Genomic DNA, 21,540 nt, shown 5'->3' with positions numbered 1-21,540 from the left:
CTAGATAGCCATTATCATGTTGATTTAGAGCCAGGCGTTTAAAGTCATCGGCGGTTGCAAAGCTGCGCGGGAGGCGAACGATAAACTGGCGGTCTTGTGATTCGATGGAGCCTGCCGGTAGCTCAACGTTTTCGGCGCGCAGGGCATCTTCAATATCGCCGACGGTCAGGCCGCGAGCAGCAAGCGCATTGCGGTCCAGCCATACGCGCATGGCGTAATCCCGGCCACCGCCGATACGAACGCGGGCAACGCCCGGTTGTACAGACAGGCTGTCAACCAGAAAGCGGTTGGCGTAATCCGTAAGCTCGGTAATTGAGTAGTCGGCGCCCGAGAGACTTAGCCATACCACGATCTCTTCGCTGCTATCGGCCTTGGTGACTTCCGGAGCGTCGGCATCGTCGGGCAGGTTACGCAAGGCGCCCGAAATTCGATCACGAATATCATTTGCCGCCGCGTTAATATCCATTTCAATGCCAAACTCAATTTCAATGCGTGATCGGCCATCCTCACTTTGCGAGGTAATTAACTCAATGCCTTCGACGCCTGCAATTCGGTCTTCCAGCACTTGAGTAATGCGCGTTTCGACGACATCGGCGGACGCACCCGGGTAGCGGGTATCAATACTGACGATGGGAGGATCCACGGTGGGATACTCTTGCAGAGGAAGCCGATTAAGCGCCAGTAAGCCAAAGGCAATGATCAGCGCGGCGATGACCATGGCAAGCACGGGTCGCTGTACGGAAATGTCCGATAGACGCATTAGCGATCGGCCTCCAATAAGGCGCGAATACTCGTTTCATCGTCCACGATGCCCAGTAAACGCACTTCCAGCCCGTCTCTTGCCAGTTGCAAGCCGTGAACCACCACCAGGTCGCCTGCTTCAACGCCTTCAAGAATTTCTACCTGCCCGTAGCGCCGCTCACCTATCACTACGCTGTGCCTTTCAAGGCGCGGGGTAGGGCCACTTTGGTCAATCACCATGACATAGTGTTGGTCGCCACTGGGTTCGAGTGCCGCTTCGGGCAGCACGATGGCATCGCGTACGCGCTGTTGAACGACCACTTCCATCAACATACCCGGCCGAAGGCGCATATCGGGGTTTTCAAGCACGGCTCGCACGTTAACGCTTCGCGAGATAGGGTCAATGCGTGTATCGATACTGGCAATGTCGCCAGTAAAACTATCGTCGGGGTAGGCGGCTGTCGTAGCACTGAGCGGTAGCCCGATTGAAAGGCGGCTTAGAAAGCGTTCAGGAACGCTAAAATCAAGCTTCATCACATCCAGCTTGTCGAGCGTTACCAATTCCATGCCGGGCGTTACCAGTGTGCCGGTACTAAGGCTACGCAACCCCACGCGGCCGCTGAACGGCGCTTTGATTTGGTAGTTGGTAAGCCGCGCTTCGATAACCTGTGTATTGGCTTGCGCTTGGCGAAGCTGTGCTTGAAAGTCTTCCAGGTCCGCCCGAGCGGCCAGGTTGCGTTCCTGTAGCTGGATGGTACGACCAAGCGTGTTACTTCGTTCGTCACTGATGGCTTGAGCTGAGCGCAACTGGGCTTGCTCTTCGGCATCGTCCAGGCGAATCAGTACTTGCCCCTGTTCAACCTGGGCGCCATCCTCAAAATTGATCTCGGCCACAATATCGGTAACCGTCGCAGAAAGCGTAACGCTCTCATCGGCACGCAGGGTGCCCAAGGCTTCCAGTGGGTCAGACCACGTCATTATTTCTGCGCGGCTGCCAATTACAGAAGGTGCAGGCTGCGCTGCGGTTTGCCCTTGGGCGGGGCTTGAGAGTAAAACAAAGAGCAAAACAAGCAAATACGGTCGGGCATACGCGGACATAGGTTTCTCGGTATCAGGCGTGGGGGTAACCCTGGTTAGCACTCTTATATGATGTCATGAAACGTGAAGAAACATTTTCTCTTGGTCTTGAACTGTTAAAATGCGGGTCTTCTCCCCCCAAGAGCAATTCTCTATGGTTTATGATGTCGTGGTTATCGGCGCCGGTGCCGCAGGCCTAATGTGCGCTGCACAGGCTGGCTATGCAGGCCGACGCGTGCTGGTACTCGACCACGCCAACAAGGCAGGTAAGAAGATACTGATGTCCGGCGGTGGCCGCTGCAACTTTACCAATCTTGGCACCACACCTCAGCATTTTTACTCTGAAAATCCGTATTTTTGTATTTCCGCGCTTAAGCGCTATCGGCCGGAACACTTTGTAGAACTGGTTGACCGGCATGGCGTCGAGTACGTGGAAAAAGCCCCTGGACAGCTATTCTGTGCAACGTCGGCTAAAGAGATTGTGCGAGTGCTGTGGACAGAGTGCGAATGGGCGGGCGTGGAAATAGCGCTAAACACCCAGATCAATAAAGTCGCCAGGCAAGGCGACGCCATGCGCCTGATGACATCCATGGGGAGCATTGATGCTGGGATTGTAGTGGTGGCGAGCGGTGGCTTGTCGATTCCCACGATGGGCGCCACCGGGTTTGGTTATGAACTGGCACGCCAGTTTGGCCTGGACGTGTTGCCTACTCGGCCTGGGCTAGTGCCTTTTGCCCTGAGTGATTTCTGGAAGGAGCGCAGTGCTGCGCTTTCCGGACTCAGCTTGCCTGTCGCGGTGAGCTGTGCAGGGCGGCGGTTTGTTGAGCCGATGCTGTTCACGCACCGGGGCTTGTCGGGCCCCTCTATGCTACAGATATCCAGCGTATGGCAACCCGGTTCATCCATAGAAATTGATACATTGCCGGGCGAGGATGCCGCCGCGTCACTGCGTGAGGCGCGTCAAACAACACCCAAACGTCAGCTATCCACCTGGCTGGGAGAGCGCTTTCCCAAACGCTTTGCTCAGGCACTTTTAGAGTGGTACCCAGACTCGAATCAGGCAGCGCCGCTAGCTCAATACAGTAACGATGAAGTAGATCAATGGGCCTATCGGCTTAACCAATGGCAGCTTAAACCAGCGGGCACTGAAGGGTGGCGTACGGCAGAGGTAACCATGGGCGGGGTCAATACAGACGCTATCTCATCGAAATCGTTTGAGGTGAAAGATGTGCCTCAACTGCGCTTTATAGGAGAAGTGCTGGATGTAACCGGTGAGCTTGGAGGGTATAACTTTCAGTGGGCGTGGGCGAGTGGGGTTGCTTGTGGGCAAGCTTGCTAGGCCGCGTGATGCGGCCCGGCAATTAAGTAACAACGTTAGAAAGCAGCTTCAGTTTGCGAAATAGCATATAGCCTGCAAGCGCTTTTCTACCGGCTGCCATTACTCCGCCCGGTCTGCGTACAAATTTGTAGGCGAGCAGACCGCCAGCGGCGTAAAGCGGTAACTTGATGCTGCGCCACTTTTGATCAAGTGGGGAGGCCGAACGCTGTAGATAATCGCTGCATACCAGAATATCAATGCGCTGCTGCTCAAGCTGTGCAAGTAATGCTGCTTTGCGCTCAGCACGGCTTATACGCTCAGAGCGGTTGGGCGGCTTAACGCTCTTGTTGGTTTGCTTCATCGCCTTTCACCTCAAGCAGAGCACGATCAGCCGCTAGTTGTTTAAGCGTTTCTTTTAAAAACGTATGCCGTTTGGCCTGACGAATAGCAATGGCTGCCAATAATAGACTGGCTGCTATTAAGACACCCGCGCTGACACCAATCGCCAGCAGCCTGTAAGAGTCCCAAAAAACCACGATGACTAGCGCGGTAAGCGTTATTACACCCAGCAATAAAAGTAATAAGCTGGCGCCGGTCAAAAGAAACAGGGTGACTAAACGAGCGCGCTCTTCTTCGAGTTCTAAAACCGCCAAACGCAGTCGGGTTTCACTGTTAGCAACCAGTGACCTTACCAAGCGCTTGGCGGCAGAAAATACGCGTTGGGTTGGCCCCAAAGACATTAGCGGCGTCCGAGCAGCATACCTACCAATAGACCGACGGCTGCGCCGATACCGATGCTGGACCACGGGTTTTCGCGTACATAACGATCACAGCAGTCAACTTGATTTGAAAGCGTTTCACGGGTTTCATCATAAATTCGCTCGCCGCGAGCTTCCAGGCGTTCACGAGCATTTTTAAGGCGGCTTTCAGCACGAGCGCGAAGGTCGTGCATTTCGCTGCTGGCATCCTTGGACGTTGCGTTAACCAGTTCTTCTATGGTGTCGCTTAAGTGGCGCAGATCTTCTTTCCACTGGTCAGCGCGGTGCTCAGTATCGAATTGACGCTTAGCCATTTTGTCTTCCTTTGACGAATGAATGAAATAATTAATCTATATCAGCATAGCAGCCGACACATGATAGACAAGGCCATTTTTTACCGGTTCAAACCCGTCGCACTAAACAGGGGATTTAAACTAAAACCAATGCTTAGACGGTTAACACGATCATCGTAGTCAATCATGCTTTCACCATAGCCATAGTAATACTGGATGTGCCCGCGCAGGTTGCCAAACGTAGGCCAGCTGTAGTCAATTTGAGTGCCATAGTTACCTGCGCCCGGGTTGCCTCGAAATAACGCGCTGATTTCATGGTTGTTATTGAGCCGCTTGGCAATATGGATATCGCCATAGCCCATATAACGTTCAATATCAGGATTATCATCATTACTGGCAGACTCAGGAACGCGCCAAAAAGGAGCGAACGTCACTGCCCAATCGCCACGTTGGAATGTGCTTTCCAGGTAGACGCGGTTCCAACTGCGCGAGAGAGGGTCTGAGCGGCCATTCGATTGGTGATTAAATGCAACGCGATTGCGTGTATTTACCCAGCCAAGCGCATCCCAGGCGTTATCGAAGTCGATAAACAGCTCGGGTTCGTAATTGGTTTCTCTAAACGGGGAGGAGGCATCGGTATTGTAAGCCTGCCACCAGCTGCGCTGGGTATAGCCAAAATAGAGATCCCCTGCATCGCCGAAAACATCTTCTACCAGGTTGACTTTAACGCTTAATTGGAACTTGATTTCGTAGCGATCCGCGTCTGAATCAGTGGTGATTTCCCGAAAATTCTCAGCATTCGGTTTTGCGTTATAGCTGACAGGGAACAAATAGTTAAGGCGGTGTGTGGTGATCGAAAAGGGATTGCGTGTTGATTCTTGCTCAAGCAGCCGGCGTTCGATGATATCTTCACGAGCGGAGACTTCGGGTGGTTGCTTTACCGTCACTTTTGCAGGCGTATCGCCAAGTGCTGCTTGGTTATTTAGTTGTTGTTGAAGCTGGTAGAGTTCACTATTGAGCTCACGAATACGCGCTTCAATTTCTTCCTGGGAGTCGGCTAAGGCAGGGCTACTGTACGTTACTGTGCTTAGCAAGGCTATTACGCTTGCATACAGCAGTTTTCGGGTGACCATTTTTCGGGTGACCATTGAAGCGACTCGCAAATAATAAAGGGGAAGGATCAATTATCAGAGTCGTTTCTATACATGCCAAGAGAGTAAGTCAACCTCTTCGTTGCGCAGGTCAATGGAACCCCTGACAATGGCTGGTATTTAATTTTTACCACTATCATTTTTTTCTGAGGGTATATCAACCGTGGTTAGATGTATCTGTAATTATACCTTGAAGGTGCTATTGGCGCTTTATTTGATGACGGTGTGCGTTAGCGTTCAGGGCGCCTTTGACGTTGATCAAGTACCCTCACAAGAGACAATAGCGGCGCGCTTGGCAGCGCTCGATTCAGTAGATGGTGAGCTAACCGCGCAGCAGGTTAGCGAGCAGACCAATTTAAGGGCCGCGCTGGAAATTTACCAACGTTTGGATGCTAATGATGAACGTTTAAAGGTACTTAACCAGCGGGTTGATGAGGCGCCTGAACAGTTGTACCAGTTAGAGCTTGCGTTGGGTGAGGTGGAGGAGAGTTTTCAGCAGTTAACTGCCCAAACATTCGCCGATATGTCGTTGGACGATTTAACGTCACAGCAGGCAGATGCTGTCCTTGAACTGCAGCAGCTGCAAGGGGAATTGACCGATGTGAACTCGCAGTTACTGGCCTCGATTACGTTACCCGAGCGAGCCCAGCAGGCAATCTCCAATGCCCTGCAACGTGCTGAAACGCTACGCCGTGAGTACGACGATCGCGAAGCGCTATTAACGGATAGCCAGCTCTCACTCTCAAAGGATGCGCAGCTCATACAGCTTGGCTTGGCACGTCTCTTGGCGGAACGAGAAGCCGCTTATAACCAACGAGAGTTAAGTGTTAACAGTCGACTGCGTGAACTCGCGCAACAACGGCGCGACCTCTTTTCGTTGCAAATTGATTACCAGGAAAAGCGCTTGGGTTTACTTGAGGGTGCCATTGATCTTCAGCGTACCCTTGAGTCTGAGCAAGTGGCGGCCGAAGCCATCGTGGATAATTCGCTTTTGGCTGAGGGCAACCCTGTCATACGTGATGCCCAGCAAGTTAATCAACGCATAAGCCAGGAGCTGCTGCAGGCAACTGACCGCAGCAACACTATCTTGCGTGAAAATTTTGAGGCGCAGCGTGATCTGGACTATGTACTCCAATTGCAGCGTAGCCTCAATGAACAGATCGATGCCATGCGTGGGAGTCATTTGTTATCACTTATTTTAAATGAGCAGCGCCAATCATTGCCTACGCCAGTTCCGCATCGACATTTGCAGGATGAAATTGCGGATCTTCGATTGAGACAGTTTGATTTAACCCGTCAGAGTGACCAGTTGCGCCACGGCAGACGGTTAGCCATTCAGCGCGTGGAAGAGGCAGGCCTTGAGGCAACCCCAAGTGTGATCGACGCATTGAACCAGATTTATAGAGAGCGCCGTGAGCTGGTAGAGCAGTTGGAGCAATCCTACAGCAGCCTTTTAAGTTCTGCGATTGAGCTACAGCTTAATCAGAAGCAGCTGCTCACCACGACACGTGAGCTACGTACCACCATTTATGAGCAGTTATTTTGGGTCGCTAACAGTCAGCCTGTGGATATTAACTGGCTGCGCCAGTTGCCCAACAACATTCGCCTGGAGTGGCGAGAAGGCGAGTGGCGAGTCATTTTTTCAAACCACTGGCAGGCGCTTTCCTGGAAAATAGTGTTTGGGCTGCCATGGATGCTGCTTGGTCTGTTGCTCATCGGGTTGCGCGCGCGGATAAAAGAGCGCTTGGCGACTATCCATTCTCAGATTGGTCGTTTAAAAAGCGATACTCAGTTACACACACCAAAAGCAGTGCTGTTAAACGCGCTATTGGCTATTCCGGGGCCGTTGATGCTAGCCGGTGTTGGAGTCGGGCTTCGCGAAACAGACGATGTATTAACCCACAGTATTGCGCCTGCGTTAATGCAACTCGCGTTAAGCTGGGGGGTGGTCGCGTGGGGGCGGCGTTTGCTCGCACCTGACGGCGTTGCCGAACGGCACTTTACCTGGCCTGCTCGTTATAACGCCCAGATTCGTAAGCTATTACGTTGGCTGGGGTTTGCGCTGGTGCCGGTGATAGCGATTGCGACAATATCGGGGCAGGTGCAAGCACCTCTAGCCTTGCGTCCTATTGCACTGGGCCTGATGGTCGCGGGGCTGTTAGCCATGAGCTGGTGGCTAACGAAGCTGATTTTGGCACATGTTCCTTTTTTTGGGCTTCGCTTATTCCGTTTGGTGTTGGGACTCGCCATGGCCGCCATCCCGCTCGTATTGGTGGGCTTGATCGTGTGGGGGTATGAATATACCGCACTGCGTTTGGTGGGACGGTTTGCTATCACGCTTTATTTATTGGGGCTGTGGGTGGTTGTTGAGGCGACGGTAGTGCGTAGTTTGGCTGTTGCCGCCAGACGCTTGGCTTACCGACGAGCACTTGCCCGACGTGCTCAAGCGCAGGAGGAAGCTGAAGGGGGGCTGGAGGTGGTGGAAGAGCCGCCGCTGGATATGGAGAAAATCAATACTCAGTCGCTACGCCTCTCCAAGCTGATTTTATTAATCGGCTTCAGCTTACTTTTATATCTTGTCTGGTCGGATCTTTTATCCGTGGTGGGATATCTGGATCACGTTTCCCTGTGGGATTCTGGCGATGAGGATTTGATTGGCAGTGAACTGTCTGTCACGGATGTTATTACCGCGCTGCTGGTGGTCGCGGTCACCTTTATTATGGCGCGCAATCTGCCTGGCCTTTTAGAGGTAATGGTCTTGTCTCGCTTGGCACTAAAGCAGGGCAGTGCCTATGCCATCAGTTCGCTGCTCTCGTATGCGATTGTGGGTACGGGCATGCTGATTGCGTTGGCCACTCTGGGCGTTTCCTGGGACAAGTTACAGTGGCTGGTGGCGGCGCTCAGTGTGGGGCTGGGCTTTGGGTTACAGGAAATCTTTGCCAACTTCATTTCAGGTTTGATTATCCTGTTCGAGCGGCCTATCCGCATTGGGGATACGATTACGCTGGGTAACTTGCACGGGACCGTGAACCGCATAAGGATACGAGCGACAACCGTTACTGACTTCGATCGCAAAGAAATTATTATTCCCAATAAAACCTTTGTGACGGATCAGCTTATTAACTGGTCTCTTTCAGATAACGTGACCAGGGTCGTGCTGACGTATGGCGTTGCGCATAACTCGGACCTGGCCAAAGTGCATCAGCTTTTACGCCAGGCGGCAGATGAAAACGAGCGGGTGTTGATTGACCCGGAGCCTCAGGTGTTCTGTTTGAGCTATGGCAACCATAGCTTCAATTTTGAGCTGCGCATTTTTGTTGATGACATCAAGGAGCGCTTGCCTGCGACGGATGAAATCAATTGTCGGGTAAATGAGCTGTTTCAAAAAGCAGGTGTTCGTGTGGCGTTTGAGCAGATGGATGTATGGCTGCACCGTGACCGGGGGGAGTCGGTCAAAGTGCAGTCAATTAATAAGTTACCGCCGTCTACGCACAGTTAGACGTATGTCAGGGGGCAGGCTTAAGGGCATGAAGAAGAAACTCCCGATTACCGTCTCCTCCGGTAATCGGGCTCTCCTGCCAGTGCTGCACCGCTAACCCACAAGTGTCACAGGCCTTGCGAATCTTTTCTTCCACCGTGTGGTAGTCAGCCGTGCGTCGAACGATGCCCCGCTTATCCAGCGCTCCAGGGGTGAGTTCAAACTGAGGTTTAACCAACGAAATTAGCTCTCCTCCTGTTGGCAGCAGTGCGGCGATCTCCGGCAAAATCAGCGTCTGAGAAATAAAGGAGACGTCCATCACTGCAGTATCAATAGGAGTCGCGGTAATCGCTTCTTGCAGTGCTACGGATGAACTCATGTGCCTGGCGTTAAGGCCTTCGAGGCACGTAACACGCGGGTGGGTACGTAGCGATTCCGCGAGCTGGCTATGGCCAACTTCTACGCCAATCACGTGGCGTGCGCCAAAGTGCAACGCGCAATCGGTAAAGCCCCCCGTGGACTGTCCTACATCCAAAATGACATGGTCATCCAAGCGCTTATTTAAAACCGTTAATACGCTTTCAAGTTTTAAACCGGCGCGAGAGACATAACGCTCCTCAGGGTCGTCGTCGACCAATAGCGGTGTATCCTCAGGCCACTTTTCAGAGGGTTTGGTAAGCACGCGCGAAGGCGCCTCTAAACGCACACGCCCATGGCGAATAAGCCGCTGGGCACGTGTACGCGAACTGGCTAACCCTTGGCTGACCAGTAGTTGATCGAGTCTTAACATTGATGACATGGTTAATTAAACGCGTGGCTATAACGGGTTAAGTGGCGAGTGAGACCCTTCAAGGGCCTGTAACTCGGTATCTGGCAAGCGAGAGGCTCCCCAACTGCGATATAAAGACTGTTTGACGCTATCAAGCTCGTCATCCGTTACCTGCGGTGCTCACAATAGCGCCATTATGAGGCGTCACAATGACTCCTTGTCCCGGTGATCACGGGGATTATACATAGAAGTCGAGGTCTTCCTGTCGTTTTAGAAGGTCACGCAGGGTATGGGCATCATCGCCTTTAAAATAAATCAGCCCCAGTGGGTGCCAAAGGCGGTGCGGATAACGGGTGCCCCAGGCGGCCTGCTTTATCGTGGGTCTCTTCTTTTGCATGACCGTTACTCCTGTAGGGTGAGAGTATTCCCGTTCGCTCTCTTCACCCTACACGACGCCCGCTATATCGGCTAATGAGTAGATCGTAGAGTGGGCAGTTAGCGTTTATTAACGCATTGAGTCAGGTCAGCTAAGGCTCTGCTGATAGGGTTATGGTACGCTAGGCCGGAAAATTTTATGTTCATAGGGCAAGAGGGATAGGCCAAAATGGCGGCCAAGCCGATTTATCGAGTAGTGGTTCACCAACAGGGTGAAATTTGGGATTTATACGTTCGAGAAATATTTCAAAGCGAACTCTGGGGCTTTATTGAAGTCGAGGAGTTTGTCTTTGACGACGCGTCACGGGTAGTTGTTGATCCTGCAACTGAAAAATTGCAGCGAACCTTCGAGGGTGTCAAACGTAGCTACCTGCCTCTTAATGCGATTGTGCGTATTGATGAGGTGGAGCGTGAAGGCCCTTTGAAGGCAGTAAAAAGCGATGCCCGCGTTGCTGAGTTTCCTCGTCCCTTCCCCCTACCACCACGTAGCGAAGGATAAGCGCTCAAGACAGGCGCGACGCTGTAAGCGCTGGTGGCCTCGTCCGCTATGCAGCGTTTTTTTTAATCAGGACATGACGTTATGCAAGCAGATAAATTTCGTTTCTCTTATATCGCGGCCGGTGTTTTATTAAGTGTGGCCAGCGCACAAGCAATGGCACAAACCGACGGTCAAGCGTGGGTGAGCGATGAGTTGAGCACTTACGTGCGCAGCGGGCCTACGGATGGATACCGCATTATTGGCACGTTAAATGCCGGTGAGCAGGTAGAGGTACTGGAAGAGAGCGGTGATTACACCCGGGTGCGTGGCCAAAGCGGCGACACCGTGTGGGTATTGACGAACGAAATCCAGGAAACGCCTAGTGCTCGCGAGCAGTTGCCGGTGCTCCAGGCCCGGGTCGATGAGCTCACCGCAGAGCTTGATGGTATTAACGATACCTGGGAGCAGCGCACCTCCTCGATGACAGAGACGCTTGAACTGCGCGAGCAGCGCATTGCTGACCTTGAAACGCGCAATAACGAGCTTGATAACGAGGCCGAGCAGTCGCGCCAGCAGGTACGCGCGCTTCAGGCTCGGTTGGATACCCAGGAAGAAGACCTGTTAATGCGCTACTTCATGTATGGCGGCGGTGTGGCGGGTGCCGGGCTGTTAGTGGGGCTTATCGTTCCGCACTTGCCGCGTCGGCGTAAAAAGCGTGATCGCTGGTTCTAGGTTCCGGGTTTTAAGCTCCAGGTTTTAAGTTCCAGGTTTTAAGTTCCAGGTTCTCAGCATCAGGACCCGTTTTTTAGGTTCTGGATTCAAGGGTAAAAGGGCGTCTAATGAGCACTTCCTGGCGGCAGCGCTGGCAAGAAGGTCGGATTGGTTTTCATCTGTCTCAGCCGCATCCAGCGCTGCTTGAGTACTGGCCCACATTGGGCGTTGAGCAGGGTACTAAAGTGCTGGTGCCCTTGTGTGGTAAAAGCCTGGACATGCGTTGGCTGGCTGATGCGGGGCATCCGGTGCTAGGCATTGAGTTGGCGCCTGAGGCAATAGCGCAATTCCTGGCCCAACGCCAGACGCCTGTATCGCGCTATACCCAAGCAGGGTTTGAAATATCACGTCAAGGTAGTGTGGAACTCTGGTGTGGGGATTTTTTTCATTTGCACATACGCCAAGCTGCCGAAGTAGGCGCGTTTTATGATCGTGCAGCACTGATTGCGTTACCGCCTGCCACGCGCGAGCGCTATGCCTTCCACTTGGCCCAGCTGGTTCCGCCCGGAGCCGCTGGGCTGTTGGTGAGCATAACGCACGAGGATGAGGGTGCGGGCCCACCGTATAGCGTGCCTGACCAGGAAGTGACTCAACTGTTCACACCCAATTTTCGCGTCACGCTGCTTGAGCAAGGAAGCCCCGATGAACGGGGCCGAACGGAGTCTGTCTGGTCATTAGAGCGGCGCGGACCACACAAATAGCGCGTACCAGCGCGCTCAATGTATATCAGCGGGCGAGTAGCTGACCAAGCTCTGGGTCGTTGAAGGCCCGGTTAAGGCCGTCGCTGAGCAGGTCATTCAGCATACGTGTATTAGCATCTTCACCCGGCCTAACGGCATAGCCTTGTGTGCGGCGCGAGGTGTAGGTGCCGGTATACGTGGTGCCTTTATTCTGGGCGATGGCCCGGAAAACGCCCTCAATACGCGCCTCGTCTACCAAAGGCTGACCGCTGTCGCCACGCCCATACTGTAGGCTAACAAGCTCCAGGGTAAGGGTAGGTCGGCCTTGGGCCTGCTCGGTGGTGGGGTTAAAGCCCATATCGTGAACCGCGCGCTCGGCTTCTGCTTGCAGTTGGGGAATCAGTTCATGGCTGCTAACGGTAATCTGAGCCGTTGACATGCTGCCGCCAGCCCTTGTACCAATAACCTCGCTTTCTCGAGCATCAACGGCGACGACCGTGACGTGTTGGCCTGACCCGGCTTTCGGCACGTTCGTACTACGCTCCGGGCTAAGCTGAAGGTATTGAGGACCTGAGCAGCCTGCTAACCAGAGGCCTGCCAGCAGCACTCCTGAAAGACGTAAAAAATGGCGCCGAAGCATATTTTATTCCCCGCAGTAACGGTTTGTTCCAATAACTGGTTCTAATAACCTGTTTCAGATAGTTTGTTTCAAAGCGCTTGTTTCAAAGAGCTCTCTGAATAACTATGCCGCTGTTATGCGCAAAACGCCAGCAGGATCAAGGGTGGGCGCTGTTGGCTAGTTAAGCGGCTCGTGCCTGTTTTGCTGAGTCCGTTACCCCGTCTTTAAACCGGTGCCACTGGCGCGGGTGGGCATAAAGGCGTTGCCCGCGCTTCATCGCTAAACGTTCAAAATCCGCATGGCGTACGGTCGCAAGCCATGGCTTCTCTAGCCAGTCGGCTTCCAGCTCAACACGCACTTCGGCACCTACGGGGGAGATCGCCGTTATCACTACCGGTAGATGGCAGGTGTCGCTGGGCTGTTCTGCCAGGCGTACCTCGTGAGGGCGCAAAAGCAGTTCTTCGCTACCTTCGGGTAGGTCAACGTGCAAATAGGCATCGCCGCAGGTCAAAATGCCGTTACGAACGCTGCCTTCCAAGTGGTTGACGTCACCCAGAAACTCGAAGACAAAGCGATTTTTTGGCGAATGATAGAGTGTGTCCGGAGCATCAATTTGCTCAATGCGCCCATTGCTCATCACCACGACCCGGTCGGAAAGCTCCAGCGCTTCTTCCTGGTCATGGGTAACAAAAACGCTGGTAAAGTTCAGCTCGCTATGTAGGCGACGAAGCCAGCGGCGTAAGTCCTGGCGTACCTTGGCATCCAGCGCGCCAAACGGCTCATCAAGTAGCAGTACGTCGGGTTTTACCGCTAACGCACGGGCGAGAGAAACACGCTGCTGTTGGCCGCCTGAAAGCTGGGCGGGGTAACGCTTGGCCAGGTGTTCAAGTTGAACCATTTCAAGCAGGCGAAACACGCGTGCGCGAATTTCACCGCTGGAAGGGCGCTCTTTTTTGGCCATCACCGTCAAGCCAAACGCGACGTTATCGTAAACGCTCATATGACGAAACAGCGCATAGTGCTGAAATACGAAGCCGATACGCCGGTCGCGCACATGCACATTTGTGACATCGCGTTCGCCGAACATGATCCTGGCCGACTGGGTAGCGTGGTCAGCACTTTCAAGGCCAGCAATAATCCGCAAAAGCGTGGTCTTGCCCGACCCCGAGGGCCCCAGAAGGCCGACTAATTCGCCCTCATGGATATCCAGATTGACAGGTTCAAGGGCCTGCGTGTTGCCAAAGTGTTTTGCAATATTTTCTAAGCGAATGCTCATAAGAGCGCCTCCCGGCGCGATGCGCGCCATTCCAGGCTAGCCTTGGCCGCCAGGGTAAGCAGGGCAATCAGTGCTAACAGTGCCGCGCATGCAAATGCACCAACCGCATTGTAGTCCTGGTAAAGCTGTTCAAGGTGAAGAGGAAGTGTATTGGTTTGACCACGTATCGCGCCCGAGACCACCGATACCGCGCCAAATTCACCGACGGCGCGGGCGTTGGTTAAAATAATCCCGTAAAGCAGTGCCCAGCGGATATTCGGCAGTGTGACTCGCCAAAAGGTGACCCACCCTTTGGCCCCTAGCGTGGCGGCTGCCTCTTCCTCACGCGAGCCCTGCGCCTGCATCAGCGGAATCAGCTCGCGGGCAACGAAGGGGCAGGTAACAAACACGGTCACCATCAAAATTCCAGACCAGGCAAACATCAGCTGAATATCATGGCCATCCAGCCAACTGCCGATCCACCCATTGCGGCCGTAAAGCAGCAGGTAAATAAGCCCGGCAACAACAGGGGAAACGGCAAAGGGGATATCAATCAAGGTTTGCAGAATGCGTCGACCTGGAAAGCTAAACCGCGTAACAAGCCACGCCAGGGCCACGCCAAACACCAGGCAAATAGGAATGGTGAGCAGGGCGATGACCAGCGTTAGACCAATCGCATGCAGGGTAAAATAATTACTTACATTGACCCAGAAAGTCGCAATGCCCTGAGAAAAGGCCTGAGCGAAAATGGCGACAAGCGGCAGCAATAAAAACAGCGCCGAAAGGATTAACGCCGCGCCAATTAGCAGGCGCTTGACGCCCGGTGCATCACCAATTCTACGCATTATCCCTTACCTCCATGCAGGCGGCGGACAAAACGGCCTTGCCAAATGTTGATGGCAAGCAGCAGCGCGAGCGAAACAAACAGCACCACGGAGGCCACTGCGGAGGCGCCTGCGTAGTCATACTCCTGCAGCTTGACGAAGATCATTAACGCGGTAATTTCCGTTTCGTAGGGCATATTGCCTGCGATAAAGATAATCGCGCCAAATTCGCCAAGCGAGCGCACAAACGCAAGACCTGTTCCTGTCACCAGAGCGGGCCATAAGTGCGGCATGATCACCCGGCGAAAGGCCACCCAGTCGGTCGCGCCCAGTGACATGGCGGCTTCGTCAACCTCAGCGGGTAAGTCTTCCAGTACGGGCTGCACGGTGCGTACCACAAACGGGATACTGGTAAATGCCATCGCCAGCGCGATACCGACCCAGGTGTAGGCCACTTGAAGGCCCAAAGGCTCAAGCAGGCGCCCCATCCAGCCACTGCTGGCATAGAGAGTGGCCAACGTAATGCCCGCCACCGCGGTGGGGAGAGCAAACGGCAGGTCCATTAAAGCATCCAGCAGTCGCTTGCCGGGAAACTCGTAGCGCACCAATACCCAAGCGAGTAGCAGACCGAAGACCGCATTAATTAATGCCGCCACCGCCGCTGCGCCCATGGTGACCATATAGCTTGCGACCACTCGGCCTTCGGTAATAATTGACCAGTATTGGGCAAGGCTTAGCTCGGCAAGCTGCCCGAAAAGCCCAGTGATAGGTAGTACCAGCACCAGCGAGATAAACAGCACGCTGATGCCCATTGAAAGGCCAAAACCCGGCAGCACTCGCGTGCTGCCGGTTAGTCGTAAAGCGTGTTGATTCATAATGTTTTGATAACGACTGATGTCCTATTAACGGCGCTGTAGTTGATCGAGCAGCGCGCCACCCTCGAAGTGCGTTTCCATTACTTCGTCCCAGCTACCAAATACGTCTTCTACGCTGAACAGCTCAGTTTCCGGGAAGTGGTCGGAAAACTCTTCAACCACGGTTTCGTTATGTACGCGATAGTTAAAGTTCGCCAGCTGTCGCTGGGCATCTTCAGTGTAGAGATACTCAAGGTATCCCTGCGCTAAATCGGTGTTGCCGTTGCGCTCAGCATTTTCAGTAACGACCGCGACGGGGAATTCGGCTAAAACGCTCATGGGCGGAACGACCACTTCGTAGTCGTCGCTGCCATACTCCTGGCGAATGTTATTCACTTCGGATTCAAAACTGATCAGCACATCACCGATACCGCGCTCTATAAAGCTGGTGGTCGCGCCGCGGCCACCAGTGTCAAAAACGGCTACATTGCCCAAGAACGTGCGCATAAAGTCTTGGATCTGCTCTTCATCACCGTCAAATTCCTTGTCGGCGAATCCCCATGCCGCTAAATAGGTGTAGCGCGCATTACCGGATGTTTTAGGGTTAGGGAAGACGACTTGAACATCTTCTTTTACGAGGTCATCCCAGTTTTCAATGCCTTTGGGATTGTCCTTGCGGACCAGAAAGGCCGTCGTGGAGTAGTAAGGCGATGCATTGTTATCCAACGCGCTCTGCCAATCCTCATTCGCCAAGCCAGCATCCGCCAGTACCTGAACGTCGGTTACCTGGTTAAATGTGACGACGTCTGCTCGCAGACCCTGCAGGATGGCACGCGCCTGAGCAGAAGAGCCGCCGTGGGACTGGTTAACGCTGATTTGTTCGTCATTCTGTTCTTGCCACCAAGCGATAAACTCAGGGTTGATCGCGCTAAATAGCTCGCGCCCGATATCGTAGGAGGAGTTAAGCATTTCGCGCTCTTGCGCCATGGCAGGGCTAGCGATGCTAGCGCCTAGTGTAATGGCAAGCAGGCTGCGACGGAAAAAGAGTGGCAGAGACATGGCAAGCTCCTTCTTAAAGCGGTAAACGATATGGATCGTAATTGGCATAAGATTAAACCTGACATTGTGGAATTACAATTGCGATTGTTATTCTTTTTGGAAATAACGGTGTGCCTGATTGATAAAGGGGGCAGACACATGGTTGGAAATGATTAACTGCAATGGGTAGCCAAAACCGCGCCGTTTTTTCAATTGCTCTGTTAAAATGCCCGTTTTCCAGGGGCATCACCAGGTTGTCGCTGCGCCACCTGGTGATCCCTCATTTCAATGGCTAGTCAGGAGTGCCCATGACCGCTGCGCATGATTTTTTAATTGCCCCTTCTATTCTCTCCGCTGATTTTGCACGCCTAGGGGAGGAGGTGGATAACGTGCTGGCCGCGGGCGCTGATATTGTCCACTTTGATGTAATGGACAACCATTACGTACCGAACCTGACGATTGGTCCGATGGTATGTAAAGCATTGCGACATCATGGTGTGGCGGCGCCTATTGATGTCCATTTGATGGTGAAGCCGGTTGATCGCATGATTAGCGATTTTATTGAGGCAGGGGCCAGCTATATTACGTTTCACCCGGAGGCGTCTGAGCATGTCGACCGCTCGCTTCAGTTGATTCGTGATGGTGGTTGCAAGGCAGGGCTGGTATTTAATCCGGCAACGCCGCTCTCTTATCTTGACTATGTGATGGATAAGGTCGATATGGTGCTTCTAATGAGCGTTAACCCAGGGTTTGGTGGCCAGTCGTTTATTCCTGGCACACTGGATAAACTGCGCGAGGCGCGTGCTCGTATTGATGCATCCGGTAAAGCGATTCGTTTGGAAATTGATGGCGGCGTAAAAGCCGACAATATTGCCGAGATCGCAGCGGCAGGGGCGGATACCTTTGTGGCGGGCTCCGCTATTTTTAACGCGCACCAGGCCAGCGACCCACACGGCTATGACTCGGTTATCAAGAAAATGCGTGCGGCGCTGGCCAAGGTTTAAGACGTTTAATGTAGCTTCATGCGAGGCCTGAGGTAGCGGTTAATCTTATCGACTAGCCACGTAAGCCCGGTTTTCGGGACGCCATGGATCGACACTTGATGCATGCGATAAAGCGATGCGTAGCACTGGCGAGCAAACCAGCCTTCTAAAAAGAGGCCGCGCGATGCGGAGCTGCGCATCAGATTACCCACCGCGTCGTAGCGTGCCAGCGAAACAAGCGAGCCGTGGTCGCGGTAGTGAAATTCGTTAAGTGCTTTGCCTTCCAGCAAGTGGTTGATATTTTTGGCTAGCAGTTTCGCCTGCTGATGAGCCGCTTGAGCGCGAGGAGGTACGGTGCCATCTTCACCCTGCGGGCAGCTGGCGCAATCACCCAAGGCAAAAATGCTGGGGTCATCAACACTCTGCAGTGTCTTTTCAACGTTAATCTGATTTTTCTTGTTGGTTGAAAGCCCCAGTTTGGTTAAAAACTCGGGGGCTTTAATGCCTGCCGCCCATACGTTTAGGTCGGTTTCAATGGTATCGCCGTCGGCTGTAACGAGTTGGTTGGCGTGGGCTTCTTTAATCGCCGTGCCGATATGCACCGTTACGCCCATTGTCTCCAGTTCTTGTTGCACTGTCTGGCTAATGCGTTCGGAAAGGCCAGGCAGTAGTCGAGGTGCCGCTTCAAGGATATGCACGCTAATTTGCTGATGGTCCAGTGCGGTTACCCCGTAAGCGTTAAGTAAGCGCGAAGCGTCGAAAAGCTCGGCAGCAAGCTCAACCCCTGTGGCGCCTCCGCCCACAATGCCGATGGTCAGCACGGTATGCTGACGTAATGAGGGGTCGGTATAGCGCAAAAACGTATTGATCATCTCTCGTTGAAACAGCTTGGCCTGCTGGGGGGAGTCGATGAAGTGGCAGTGCTCGGCCACCCCTTGAGTGCCAAAGTCGTTGGAAACGCTGCCCAAGGCAAGCACCAGGAAGTCGTATTTTAGCGTGCGCTCGGGGAGCACTTCATTGCCGTCTTCATCATAAATAGGCGATAAGTGTAGTACTTTCTGTTCGCGATCCAGGCCATGCAGTGAGCCGCGTTGGTAGCGGTAGAAATGCGCAGATGAATGCCCGCGATAATCCACCTCATCCATGCTGGAGTTTAAAACCCCCGTCGCTAACTCATGAAGCAGCGGTTTCCATACATGGGTTGCATTGCGGTCAAGCAATACAATTTCAGCGCGCTTGCGTTTTCCTAACGTATGCCCTAGCCGAGTCGCAAGCGCTAAACCGCCTGCGCCGCCACCGACAATAACAATCCTGGGTATGGCCATTGGTTTCTCCTTGGCTAATCTGGCTTTAGCATAGAAGCTTCTCTCTCTTCTGACTAATGCGCTAGCGCCATGGACGCAGTAAGATGCTGAGCAATTTGGCAGGTTAAGACATTGAAAATGGTAGGCGTGTCATTGCCAATGCCTACATAAGTCAGCGTTAAGGGAGCAGGGCAGTGCACTCAATACTCACGGGAAAACGATTAGTCGCGTTCGATTTAGACGGCACGCTGGTTGATTCCGTACCTGACTTGGCCGTTGCAGTGCAGAAAACGTTAGGCGAGCTTAATTTGCCCACACCTGATGGTGTTCAGGTGCGCGACTGGGTGGGCAATGGTGCGCCGATCCTGGTGGAGCGTGCACTTACCTGGGCGTTGGGCCGGTCTCCTGAGGAGGTGCTTCAAGCGCGCGCCTTTGATGCTTTTATGGCGTATTACGGTGCGGCACCGAATGCGTTAACGACGCTCTATCCCGGTGTAAAAACAGCACTCGAAGCGCTGCATGGCGCGGGCTTTACGCTGGTGCTCATCACCAATAAGCCAGAGCGGTTTATTGTGCCCATTCTTGATCACTTCGGGATTCGTCAATGGTTTACGCTATGGGTAGGAGGAGACACCTTGGCGGAGAAGAAGCCTTCCCCCTTACCCCTTTTACATGCCGCGCAGGCGTGCCAGTTTTTGCCAAGTGAGTGCCTCATGGTCGGCGATTCTCGTCATGATATTGCCGCGGGCAAGGCAGCCGGGTTTGCCACCCTCGCACTGCCTTATGGCTATAACCATGGCGATCCTATTGAACTCAGCCAGCCTGATTGTGTGATGGCGTCGCTGCTGGCGCTTGTCACTTAAGATTGACTGACTGACTGGCTGCAAAAAGGCTATTCCGGGCGAGCGCCACCTAATGCACCATGAATAAGCTCGGCGTTATAGTGCAGCATGGCGGGGTAGTCATCGGCTTGATCGTCTTGTGAGCTAAATGAGTCAACATAGAGTGGGCCAGCCAGTGAGATGCCGGTGGCGCGTGACAACGCATCCATGTGGATACAGGGAACAGTGCTTTCATAAAATAGTGCCGGGGGGCGTGTTTTGGCCAAGCGTTCGTTCATCTCGGCCATTGCCCGGGCGTTACCCTGTGTTTCGTTATTCAGCCCCCAAATAGCGTCGTACTCAAAACCATAGGCGTGCGCAAAGTACCTAAATCCGGCCTCGCTGGTCACCAGGGAGCGGTTCGTTTTGGGGATACCTTCCAGGCGCTCGTTGATGGCCTGGTCTAACGTATCCAGCGCGCGATAGGTGTCCTCCGCACGGGCATAAAACGCCCCCGCTTTTTCGGGGTAGTGCTCGGCCAGCGTTTCAGCAATCACCTTGATGTAGGCGGCCGCACCTTTCGGATCCATCCACATATGCGGGTCATTTGTGCCTTGATACTGCCCTGTAATAATAGGGAGCGGCGCAAAGTCAGCGTTTTCAGCCACGGCCTTTAGGGTAAGCGAATCATTTGCGATGGCCTCTACATGGCGTAGCCAAGGCTCTAGCCCAAAGCCGTTATAAAACATGATGTCGGCTTCTTCGATGGACAGCACATTGGGCGGCGTCAGTTCCCACGTATGGACATCCTCACCGGGGGGAACGATAACGTTTACGTCAATATCTTCGCCGGCAATGCGCTTGACCAGGTCTTCAAGTATGGAAAAAGAAGCGATAACGTTGAGTGTCGAAGCGCCTGCTAGCGGTGACACACTTACCAAAATTCCTAGCAAGAGCGTGCTTACCCAGCTCACTTGCTTTTGCATTTCACGCTCCCACTCGTTTGAAGGCTCAAGATAATAAAGACTGCTACGCTCTGTGGCTAGTTCCTCCCGGCTAAAAAAAATGGATATAAGTTGTTGTTCTTTTTGGCGTATGCATTGTGCAAACGCAATGTCGCTAGCGGTGCGGCTGTCTTTAGATAACTAACGTTAAAAATAGAGCGCTGGCCAGTGTTACTTGACCATTACAACCGTTTTCGCGCTGTAATAGCAAAATATAGCCTTAACGGCGAAAGTTGCTAACAGTAGCACTTGGGAAGGCTCACTCAGGCCGATAACACCTCTGTTGTCTCCTACGCTACTCGCCAGGAAGCCGAGAGCGAGGCAAAGCGCCTCAATGAAAACTCACTTGGTTAACGGTTGAGGAAATATCGTTTCGTACCCTAACAGAAAGCCCAAAGGCTTGCTGTTAGGGGCTTGTTGTATAAAGTTATACCGTGCCTGGTATTACTTCTTTTTTTTCATAAAGGGGAGAACCCTGGCCGTGGCGTCAGCGAGTTGCTGATCAAGCGGCGTATGGTCCAGGCTGATAGCGGCTCTCGCAGCGGTATAGGTGCCCTTGTACTGCTTGGCGATCTCGCTATCGGTCATGTGGTCGGGTAGCTGTTCATTTTCTCGAATAACGTCAATGATGGCCTTATCCATGGCGCGCTCCTTTTGATCGCACTTCTGTTGAACATGCTGTCGAGCATATTGTTCAGCGTACTTTTCAGCATGCTTTCCTGCATATTTTCCAGCATAGCCCAGTGCGACGAAAACGTAACTGCGCGCAACTGTCGTGGCGATTAACCTCGTCTGGCGATACAATCCAGCACACTTACGTAAAATCGCTAGCAATGGCATACCTGGCTAATAGTCTGGGTAACGATACGCTGATTGCCATGCAATAATT

23 protein-coding genes are annotated in these 21,540 nt (G+C 53.2%); 7 read left to right on the top strand and 16 right to left on the bottom strand.

Translation table 11 applies throughout. The features are described from left to right. Both ACT3R4_RS10055 and ACT3R4_RS10050 read right to left on the bottom strand, forming a co-directional pair. The coding region (locus ACT3R4_RS10055) for an efflux RND transporter permease subunit (protein ID WP_496201863.1) at positions 1-760 on the bottom strand (760 nt) is incomplete at its 3' end. Further along, positions 760-1,839, bottom strand: coding sequence for an efflux RND transporter periplasmic adaptor subunit (locus ACT3R4_RS10050; protein ID WP_441678811.1), 1,080 nt, complete (start codon positions 1,837-1,839; stop codon positions 760-762). The genes ACT3R4_RS10055 and ACT3R4_RS10050, both read right to left, overlap by 1 nt. A gap of 133 nt (positions 1,840-1,972) precedes the next feature. Here ACT3R4_RS10050 and ACT3R4_RS10045 point away from each other — a divergent pair, with 133 nt between their 5' ends. Next, complete coding sequence (locus tag ACT3R4_RS10045; protein WP_172117110.1) at positions 1,973-3,157, top strand: BaiN/RdsA family NAD(P)/FAD-dependent oxidoreductase; 1,185 nt, start codon at positions 1,973-1,975, stop codon at positions 3,155-3,157. A 22-nt stretch (positions 3,158-3,179) separates the two neighbouring features. Here ACT3R4_RS10045 and ACT3R4_RS10040 read toward each other — a convergent pair whose 3' ends face one another. From ACT3R4_RS10040 to ACT3R4_RS10025, 4 genes are all read right to left on the bottom strand, one after another. Next, a complete protein-coding gene (locus ACT3R4_RS10040; RefSeq protein WP_193054958.1) occupies positions 3,180-3,497 on the bottom strand; it encodes a YqjK family protein in 318 nt (105 codons plus the stop codon). Further along, complete coding sequence (locus tag ACT3R4_RS10035; RefSeq protein ID WP_087106740.1) at positions 3,472-3,876, bottom strand: phage holin family protein; 405 nt, start codon at positions 3,874-3,876, stop codon at positions 3,472-3,474. Before ACT3R4_RS10035 ends, ACT3R4_RS10040 begins: the two co-directional genes overlap by 26 nt. Next, positions 3,876-4,208, bottom strand: a complete 333-nt coding sequence (locus ACT3R4_RS10030; RefSeq protein WP_172117107.1) for an ElaB/YgaM/YqjD family protein — start codon at positions 4,206-4,208, stop codon at positions 3,876-3,878. The genes ACT3R4_RS10035 and ACT3R4_RS10030 overlap by 1 nt, the downstream gene beginning before the upstream one ends. Before the next feature lie 80 nt (positions 4,209-4,288). Continuing rightward, positions 4,289-5,320, bottom strand: coding sequence for a phospholipase A (locus ACT3R4_RS10025; RefSeq protein WP_441678818.1), 1,032 nt, complete (start codon positions 5,318-5,320; stop codon positions 4,289-4,291). A gap of 214 nt (positions 5,321-5,534) precedes the next feature. Here ACT3R4_RS10025 and mscK point away from each other — a divergent pair, with 214 nt between their 5' ends. Next, positions 5,535-8,837 (top strand): mechanosensitive channel MscK, encoded by a 3,303-nt coding sequence (gene mscK, locus ACT3R4_RS10020; RefSeq protein ID WP_442353238.1) that lies wholly within the window; start codon positions 5,535-5,537, stop codon positions 8,835-8,837. Positions 8,838-8,844: 7 nt separating this feature from the next. On the opposite strand, the gene ACT3R4_RS10015 is transcribed toward mscK, so the two are convergent. Both ACT3R4_RS10015 and ACT3R4_RS10010 read right to left on the bottom strand, forming a co-directional pair. Continuing rightward, complete coding sequence (locus tag ACT3R4_RS10015) at positions 8,845-9,606, bottom strand: TlyA family RNA methyltransferase (RefSeq protein WP_441678816.1); 762 nt, start codon at positions 9,604-9,606, stop codon at positions 8,845-8,847. 217 nt (positions 9,607-9,823) lie between these two features. Beyond that, entirely contained in the window at positions 9,824-9,982 is a 159-nt protein-coding gene (locus ACT3R4_RS10010; protein WP_441678820.1) for a hypothetical protein, read from the bottom strand. Positions 9,983-10,189: 207 nt separating this feature from the next. On the opposite strand from ACT3R4_RS10010, the gene ACT3R4_RS10005 reads away from it, so the two are divergent. The 3 genes from ACT3R4_RS10005 to ACT3R4_RS09995 all read left to right on the top strand — a co-directional run bounded on the left by ACT3R4_RS10005 (position 10,190) and on the right by ACT3R4_RS09995 (position 11,970). Then, positions 10,190-10,519 carry a DUF1820 family protein gene (locus ACT3R4_RS10005; RefSeq protein WP_018916745.1) on the top strand — a complete coding sequence of 110 codons (330 nt, stop codon included), beginning with the start codon at positions 10,190-10,192 and terminating at the stop codon, positions 10,517-10,519. A gap of 81 nt (positions 10,520-10,600) precedes the next feature. Beyond that, entirely contained in the window at positions 10,601-11,230 is a 630-nt protein-coding gene (locus ACT3R4_RS10000; RefSeq protein ID WP_172117106.1) for a TIGR04211 family SH3 domain-containing protein, read from the top strand. 107 nt (positions 11,231-11,337) lie between these two features. Continuing rightward, on the top strand, positions 11,338-11,970 hold the full coding sequence (locus ACT3R4_RS09995; RefSeq protein ID WP_193054952.1) for a thiopurine S-methyltransferase: 633 nt from the start codon (positions 11,338-11,340) through the stop codon (positions 11,968-11,970). 25 nt (positions 11,971-11,995) lie between these two features. Here the strand turns inward: ACT3R4_RS09995 and ACT3R4_RS09990 are convergent, their stop codons facing one another. The 5 genes from ACT3R4_RS09990 to cysP form a co-directional block, all read right to left on the bottom strand. Then, the gene (locus tag ACT3R4_RS09990) at positions 11,996-12,589 is read right to left on the bottom strand and encodes a YajG family lipoprotein (RefSeq protein ID WP_441678806.1); all 594 of its coding nucleotides are present in this window, start codon (positions 12,587-12,589) and stop codon (positions 11,996-11,998) included. 160 nt (positions 12,590-12,749) lie between these two features. Continuing rightward, the gene (locus ACT3R4_RS09985; protein WP_193054950.1) at positions 12,750-13,844 is read right to left on the bottom strand and encodes a sulfate/molybdate ABC transporter ATP-binding protein; all 1,095 of its coding nucleotides are present in this window, start codon (positions 13,842-13,844) and stop codon (positions 12,750-12,752) included. After that, positions 13,841-14,668 carry a sulfate ABC transporter permease subunit CysW gene (gene cysW / locus ACT3R4_RS09980; RefSeq protein ID WP_441678804.1) on the bottom strand — a complete coding sequence of 276 codons (828 nt, stop codon included), beginning with the start codon at positions 14,666-14,668 and terminating at the stop codon, positions 13,841-13,843. The genes ACT3R4_RS09985 and cysW overlap by 4 nt, the downstream gene beginning before the upstream one ends. Beyond that, entirely contained in the window at positions 14,668-15,522 is an 855-nt protein-coding gene (gene cysT / locus ACT3R4_RS09975) for a sulfate ABC transporter permease subunit CysT (protein ID WP_441678802.1), read from the bottom strand. The genes cysW and cysT overlap by 1 nt, the downstream gene beginning before the upstream one ends. 27 nt (positions 15,523-15,549) lie before the next feature. Continuing rightward, a complete protein-coding gene (cysP, locus tag ACT3R4_RS09970; protein WP_441678800.1) occupies positions 15,550-16,560 on the bottom strand; it encodes a thiosulfate ABC transporter substrate-binding protein CysP in 1,011 nt (336 codons plus the stop codon). 287 nt (positions 16,561-16,847) lie between these two features. Here cysP and rpe point away from each other — a divergent pair, with 287 nt between their 5' ends. Then, positions 16,848-17,543, top strand: a complete 696-nt coding sequence (gene rpe / locus ACT3R4_RS09965) for a ribulose-phosphate 3-epimerase (RefSeq protein WP_441678798.1) — start codon at positions 16,848-16,850, stop codon at positions 17,541-17,543. Between the two features lie 5 nt (positions 17,544-17,548). Here the strand turns inward: rpe and ACT3R4_RS09960 are convergent, their stop codons facing one another. Further along, a complete protein-coding gene (locus ACT3R4_RS09960; RefSeq protein ID WP_441678796.1) occupies positions 17,549-18,847 on the bottom strand; it encodes an NAD(P)/FAD-dependent oxidoreductase in 1,299 nt (432 codons plus the stop codon). Between the two features lie 173 nt (positions 18,848-19,020). Here ACT3R4_RS09960 and ACT3R4_RS09955 point away from each other — a divergent pair, with 173 nt between their 5' ends. Next, positions 19,021-19,689, top strand: coding sequence for a phosphoglycolate phosphatase (locus tag ACT3R4_RS09955; RefSeq protein WP_441678795.1), 669 nt, complete (start codon positions 19,021-19,023; stop codon positions 19,687-19,689). Positions 19,690-19,718: 29 nt separating this feature from the next. Here the strand turns inward: ACT3R4_RS09955 and ACT3R4_RS09950 are convergent, their stop codons facing one another. Further along, entirely contained in the window at positions 19,719-20,633 is a 915-nt protein-coding gene (locus ACT3R4_RS09950; protein WP_441678793.1) for a metal ABC transporter solute-binding protein, Zn/Mn family, read from the bottom strand. Between the two features lie 462 nt (positions 20,634-21,095). Then, the gene (locus tag ACT3R4_RS09945) at positions 21,096-21,293 is read right to left on the bottom strand and encodes a hypothetical protein (protein ID WP_441678791.1); all 198 of its coding nucleotides are present in this window, start codon (positions 21,291-21,293) and stop codon (positions 21,096-21,098) included. Positions 21,294-21,540: the final 247 nt, after the last annotated feature.

This window comes from Halomonas sp. AOP7-E1-9, from assembly GCF_052376035.1.
Taxonomy (GTDB): Bacteria; Pseudomonadota; Gammaproteobacteria; order Pseudomonadales; family Halomonadaceae; genus Vreelandella; species Vreelandella citrativorans.
This window is presented reverse-complemented; position numbering and strand designations above follow the sequence as displayed.

Bases quoted from the DNA above. Each gene is read 5' to 3' on its own strand.
- ACT3R4_RS10035 (WP_087106740.1), bottom strand. From the start codon at position 3,876: ATGTCTTTGGGGCCAACCCAACGCGTATTTTCTGCCGCCAAGCGCTTG.
- rpe (WP_441678798.1), top strand. From the start codon at position 16,848: ATGACCGCTGCGCATGATTTTTTAATTGCCCCTTCTATTCTCTCCGCT.
- ACT3R4_RS10050 (WP_441678811.1), bottom strand. From the start codon at position 1,839: ATGTCCGCGTATGCCCGACCGTATTTGCTTGTTTTGCTCTTTGTTTTA.
- ACT3R4_RS10005 (WP_018916745.1), top strand. From the start codon at position 10,190: ATGGCGGCCAAGCCGATTTATCGAGTAGTGGTTCACCAACAGGGTGAA.
- ACT3R4_RS10025 (WP_441678818.1), bottom strand. From the start codon at position 5,320: ATGGTCACCCGAAAACTGCTGTATGCAAGCGTAATAGCCTTGCTAAGC.
- ACT3R4_RS09960 (WP_441678796.1), bottom strand. From the start codon at position 18,847: ATGGCCATACCCAGGATTGTTATTGTCGGTGGCGGCGCAGGCGGTTTA.
- ACT3R4_RS09950 (WP_441678793.1), bottom strand. From the start codon at position 20,633: ATGCAAAAGCAAGTGAGCTGGGTAAGCACGCTCTTGCTAGGAATTTTG.
- ACT3R4_RS10040 (WP_193054958.1), bottom strand. From the start codon at position 3,497: ATGAAGCAAACCAACAAGAGCGTTAAGCCGCCCAACCGCTCTGAGCGT.
- ACT3R4_RS10030 (WP_172117107.1), bottom strand. From the start codon at position 4,208: ATGGCTAAGCGTCAATTCGATACTGAGCACCGCGCTGACCAGTGGAAA.
- ACT3R4_RS09945 (WP_441678791.1), bottom strand. From the start codon at position 21,293: ATGGATAAGGCCATCATTGACGTTATTCGAGAAAATGAACAGCTACCC.
- ACT3R4_RS10000 (WP_172117106.1), top strand. From the start codon at position 10,601: ATGCAAGCAGATAAATTTCGTTTCTCTTATATCGCGGCCGGTGTTTTA.
- ACT3R4_RS10010 (WP_441678820.1), bottom strand. From the start codon at position 9,982: ATGCAAAAGAAGAGACCCACGATAAAGCAGGCCGCCTGGGGCACCCGT.
- ACT3R4_RS09995 (WP_193054952.1), top strand. From the start codon at position 11,338: ATGAGCACTTCCTGGCGGCAGCGCTGGCAAGAAGGTCGGATTGGTTTT.
- ACT3R4_RS10045 (WP_172117110.1), top strand. From the start codon at position 1,973: ATGGTTTATGATGTCGTGGTTATCGGCGCCGGTGCCGCAGGCCTAATG.
- ACT3R4_RS09985 (WP_193054950.1), bottom strand. From the start codon at position 13,844: ATGAGCATTCGCTTAGAAAATATTGCAAAACACTTTGGCAACACGCAG.
- cysT (WP_441678802.1), bottom strand. From the start codon at position 15,522: ATGAATCAACACGCTTTACGACTAACCGGCAGCACGCGAGTGCTGCCG.
- cysP (WP_441678800.1), bottom strand. From the start codon at position 16,560: ATGTCTCTGCCACTCTTTTTCCGTCGCAGCCTGCTTGCCATTACACTA.
- cysW (WP_441678804.1), bottom strand. From the start codon at position 14,668: ATGCGTAGAATTGGTGATGCACCGGGCGTCAAGCGCCTGCTAATTGGC.
- ACT3R4_RS09990 (WP_441678806.1), bottom strand. From the start codon at position 12,589: ATGCTTCGGCGCCATTTTTTACGTCTTTCAGGAGTGCTGCTGGCAGGC.
- ACT3R4_RS10015 (WP_441678816.1), bottom strand. From the start codon at position 9,606: ATGTTAAGACTCGATCAACTACTGGTCAGCCAAGGGTTAGCCAGTTCG.